This is a genomic window from Hydrocoleum sp. CS-953 (assembly GCF_002260545.1).
In the GTDB taxonomy this organism is placed as follows: Bacteria; Cyanobacteriota; Cyanobacteriia; order Cyanobacteriales; family Microcoleaceae; genus Trichodesmium.
The window spans coordinates 1-4392 of sequence record NZ_LGSU01000722.1 but is presented as its reverse complement, the minus strand read 5'-3'; the positions used below and the strand labels follow the sequence as shown (position 1 = coordinate 4392).

General features: G+C 38.6%; 2 protein-coding genes and 2 pseudogenes. 2 read left to right on the top strand and 2 right to left on the bottom strand.

All coding sequences use genetic code 11. The annotated features are described in order from the left end of the window. Window positions 1–79 precede the first annotated feature (79 nt). A pseudogene (locus tag AFK68_RS44580) lies at window positions 80–623 on the bottom strand (tetratricopeptide repeat protein); the annotation flags it as partial. A 1-nt stretch (window position 624) separates the two neighbouring features. Beyond that, window positions 625–1425: tetratricopeptide repeat protein (locus AFK68_RS08520; RefSeq protein WP_210407305.1), on the bottom strand; the 801-nt coding region annotated here is incomplete at its 3' end. Between the two features lie 189 nt (window positions 1426–1614). Between AFK68_RS08520 and AFK68_RS44575 the strand changes: the two are divergent. Further along, window positions 1615–2156, top strand: a pseudogene (locus AFK68_RS44575) (macro domain-containing protein); the annotation flags it as partial. Window positions 2157–2167: 11 nt separating this feature from the next. After that, window positions 2168–4357: a GUN4 domain-containing protein gene (locus AFK68_RS44570; RefSeq protein WP_371357284.1), complete on the top strand. Its 2190-nt coding sequence runs from the start codon at window positions 2168–2170 to the stop codon at window positions 4355–4357. Window positions 4358–4392 lie beyond the last annotated feature (35 nt).

The window sequence follows — 4392 nt, the reverse complement described above, 5'->3', positions numbered from 1 at the left end:
TTATCAATTATCCATTATCCATTATCCATTATCCATTATCAATTATCCATTATCCATTATCCATTATCCATTATCCATTCTAATTTACCTTTAACTGTTGGAGGTCATCCAAAGCTTGTTGATATAACTCTTGATTTCCTTGTTTCTTGTATAACTTAACAGCTTTTTCCAAGTCTTTAATAGCTTGTTTGGTATTCCCTTGTTGCTGATAAACAGCACCCCGGTTATTGTAAGCATCAGCATCCTGGGGATTAAGTTCAATGACTTGAGTTAAATCAGCGATCGCCTGTTTATATTTTCCTTGCTCAAAATATGCTAAACCCCTAATATGGTAAGCTTTGGCATAGGTAGAATCAATTTTAATGACTCGGCTAAAATCAGCGATCGCCTGTTTATATTTTTTTTGCTGCTCGTAGAGAAAACCCCGGTTATAACAAGCATCAAGGTAATTAGGATGGAGTTTAATAGCTTGAGAGTAGTCAGCGATCGCCTGTTTATATTTTTTTTGCTCCGAGTAACTATTTCCCCGGTTATAGTAAGCTTCAGCATAATTAGGATTGAGTTGAATGGCTTGGTTATAGTCAGCGATCGCCTTTTGATGCTTGCTTTGATTAGAGTAGACANAAAACCCCGGTTATAACAAGCATCAAGGTAATTAGGATGGAGTTTAATAGCTTGAGAGTAGTCAGCGATCGCCTGTTTATATTTTTTTTGCTCCGAGTAACTATTTCCCCGGTTATAGTAAGCTTCAGCATAATTAGGATTGAGTTGAATGGCTTGGTTATAGTCAGCGATCGCCTTTTGATGCTTGCTTTGATTAGAGTAGACATTACCCCGGTTATAGTAGGCTACAGCATCATTAGGATTAAGTTCAAGAACTTGGTTGTAATCAGCCAGCGCCTTTTTATACTCTCCTTGACTATTGTAGATACTACCCCGGTTGTTGTAAACTTGGGCTAAATTTGGTTCAAGTAGAATCGCTTGATCGTAGTCAGCTAGTGCCTTTTTCTCATCTCCTTGGTGAGAGTAAGCATTACCCCGATTAACATAAGCATTAGCACCCTTGGGATTAATTAGAATAGCTTTGTTGAAAGCAGCCATAGCCTTTTGATACTGTCCTTGGATTTCGTAGATAACGCCCCGGTTGTTGTGGAAATCAGAATCCTGGGGATTAAGTAAAATGGCTTGGTTGTAATTAGCAATTGCCTGTTGATACTGTCCTTGGAGATAGAAAATAACACCCCGGTCATTATATACAGCAGCATCCTGGGGATTAAGTTCAATCGCTTTATCGTAGTCAGCTAGTGCTTGTTCATACTTCCCTTGGTTATAGTAAGCAATACCCCGTTTATAGTAAGCACCAGGATCTTTGGGATTAAGTTTAATAGCTTTGTCGTAATCAGCCATTTCTTCAAAAGAAGTCATAGTCAAACACCACCTTGATTTAAAAAAAATATAAATAATAATACTTAGTCTAACCTAAAAAATGAATGACCAAGTACATTACAGATTGACTTTTGATTAAATCTCCTTCTAATAGCCACTTATATTGAATAAATGTCAAGGAAATTGTGTATAATTATTATAATAAATTATACTTATTTAAAATAAACCATGAATAAATCAGAACAAAATTGGCAGATGTCTAAGGAAAATCAACGATGGGGCGATCGCTTGACTATAACTCAAGGCGATCTTATCTCTCAACAGGTAGAGGCGATAGTCAACCCTACTGACAATAATCTGCGCAGCTACGGGTTATGTAGCAAAATTCATCACGCAGCAGGAGAAGCACTCAGAGATGCTACCAGACAAATAGAATGGCTGGAAACTAGCCAAGCAAAAATTACCAAAGGTTATCAAATTCCTGCCTCATATATAATTCATACTTGTGCCCCGGTTTGGGATAAAACCAATAGCCAGATATCCAGCAAACAGCTAGCCAAATGTTACCGTAACTGTCTGCGGTTAGCAGCAGAAAACCAAATTCATAGTCTTGCCTTTCCTTGTATTAGTACAGGACTGCGTGGATTTCCCAAAGATTGGGCTGCAAAAATAGCTCTAACAGAAGTTCTGACATTTTTGCAAAACAATTCTCTCCCGTGGAGAATAATTTTTGTCTGTCGCGAGCAAGATGATTTAGAGCAATATCAGACNCCGTAACTGTCTGCGGTTAGCAGCAGAAAACCAAATTCATAGTCTTGCCTTTCCTTGTATTAGTACAGGACTGCGTGGATTTCCCAAAGATTGGGCTGCAAAAATAGCTCTAACAGAAGTTCTGACATTTTTGCAAAACAATTCTCTCCCGTGGAGAATAATTTTTGTCTGTCGCGAGCAAGATGATTTAGAGCAATATCAGACAAACCTGCCAAATTTCATGACTTCCCCCAGTTCCTCAGAAAAACCTGAAGCAAAAATAGCTAAAGAGTTAGTTGGTAAAATTTCATCTGAGCATCGAGTTGCCATTATTGGCAGTACCTCATTTTGGGGTATCACTACGGAGGCAATATGCAATGCTACTGGCAGAAAACTTGCTACTTTGGGGGAAAATTTAGCTCTTGTAACAGGTGGAGTTAGTGGTATACCAGAAGCAGTATCCTATAGTTTTTGGCAAGAATGCACCAGGCAATATCAAGTTGCCCCTGTTTACCACATTCAACCAGAAGGATTTGAACCCTGGGAATATGGTACAAATCTATATGGAGGCAAAACTCTATTTGAGCGTCGAGGAATTTTAGCTCACATGGCATCGGTTTATGTACTAATAGAAGGGGGACCAGGAGCCAAACAAGAAGCAGAAGTTGCAATAGAAGCTGGGGCTATGGTAATTCCAGTGGGAGTGACAGGAGGTTTTGCCAACCAACTTTATCAACAAATGTCTCGCCCTTACTATATACCGTCTGAGTTGTGGGAAAAATTGGCACAAGAGAATATTTCATCAGAAATAGTAGGGGAAGCGATCGCTCAAATTATTCAAAACATCTGGCAACGTCCAAAAGATGTGATATTCGATCCACAGAAAAAAGCTGTTACCGATTTAGAATTGCACTCGTCATTAGGAGTTAACTACAGAAAATTGCAAGATTTACTAGCAGCATCTCAATGGCAAAAAGCTGACAGGGAAACCTTTCGCCTATTTTGTGAAATTGCCTTAAGAGCGCAAGTGCATGAAGGTGTTCGAGAAACCAGAGGTATTCTCAAGACAATAAACAAAAATCTTCAACCTGAGAGATTTAATGAACTTACTCGCCTACTACACCATTACCAAAAAATGCTTGGGAGTCTCCATAGCCAAGAGTTTCCAACTTCTTCATTTTATGGTTATCTTCCCGGTTGTCTGAATGGAAAGTTTATTCACAAATTGCCGTTGCTAGATTTCCAAACGATAGACTTACTCTGGATAGTATATTCTCAAGGGCGTTTTGGTTTTAGTGTGCAGGAAAAAATTTGGCGCACCATATCTACTCAAAATGACGATATGGTAAAAGCAGAGGAGGATTTTATCAGTTGTGTGGGGCATGGTTATTCTCAAATTGCTGATGCGTATCGCGAGAGTGAAGTCAATTTCAGTCTTAATTCTCCAGAGGGGTTGTTACCTTGGCTCAACTGGTATGATGTTGAGGGTAATATTCATGGTATAGAATGTGAGAACAAGTTAACTTATTTGATCGGTAAGTTGTCTGAGAGAGGTATTTTTAACAAGCTATGGCGACAGCGAATTCGAGAAAGACTAGAGGTGGGAGAGAATGATTTTTCTAACTGTGTGCTGAGTGGTTTAGCTTTGCAGGGTTTAAATTTTCAAGGTGCTAATCTCAGGGGTGCTAATCTCCAGAATGCTAACTGTGAGAAAGCAAACTTTACTGAAACTAATTTGAGGGATGCTAATTTAGCAGGGGCAAAATTTTCAGTAGGAGCGTTAGAGGAGGCAATTGTTGATACCACTGAGGTTAGCGATCGCCAATGGTTAAAACCTTATGTAATTCTAATTGTTGATGATTCTATTATTGTGCGTCAAGTTTTGACTACAACTTTTACTAATGCTGGCTATCAGGTAGAAATAGCCAGAGATGGTTTAGAAGCTTGGAATAAACTCCAAAATAATCTACAAGTTGACATGATTTTCTTGGATATAGAAATGCCTAATATGAATGGCTATGAACTAACTACAAAAATTAGAAATGATTCTCGGTTAAAAGATATGCCAATAGCTGTTATGAGTAATCGTGCTACGATGAGAAATAAGCATAAAAAAGAGCAGCAAGAATTTAACTATTGTGGTTATCTGGCAAAACCTTGTGTGGAAGAAGTAGTGTTAGAGACTGTTAAAAATGTTTTTAATAAAAAAGCCCGGCTTTAGTAGGGGAGTAGGGGAGTAGGGGAGTAGGGGAGTAG